The organism is Aerococcus sp. L_32 (assembly GCF_050689315.1).
In genome coordinates, this window is record NZ_JBOEQF010001322.1 from 1 (window position 1) to 504 (window position 504).

General features: G+C 43.1%; 1 protein-coding gene. It reads right to left on the reverse strand.

The window, feature by feature from the left end; all coding sequences use genetic code 11:
• Positions 1 to 87 precede the first annotated feature (87 nt).
• Positions 88 to 504 (reverse strand): electron transfer flavoprotein subunit alpha/FixB family protein (locus ACRCJ0_RS19580; protein WP_431391889.1); only part of this gene is annotated, 417 nt, incomplete at its 5' end.

Consider the following 504-nt stretch of genomic DNA (forward strand, 5'->3'; position numbering starts at 1 on the left):
AAGCGTTTGACAATCAAGCTCTTTGAATAGGTCAAATTGTCTTAGATCATTGATTTTATCCTGGGCTAACATATTTTCACCTCATTATTATTTACTTTCTACTTGTTTAGCTAAAGCTTTGGCAAAAGCAACCGCATCGCCGACATATCCAACATCTGATTCTTTAAAGATAGCGGCTTTAGGGTCCTTATTTACAGAAAATACAAATTTTGCCTGATTCATCCCGACAGTATATTGGATGGCGCCCGCAATCCCGAAATTCAAGAGTAATTGCGGTTGGATAGTGACCCCACTTTGCCCAATTTGCTCGTCATGTGTGTACCAGCCGTTCTCTGCTAGGGGACGGGTAGCACCAACTTTTGCGCCAAGTAGGTCGGCTACTTTTTCAGTATAGACTAAATTGTCTTGCATCTTCATCCCGCGGCCAACAGCAACAACCTTATCTGCCTCAGTGATTTGATTCGTTTGTGGTTGGCCTGGAATTCGTTCCAAGACTTGGTAGGC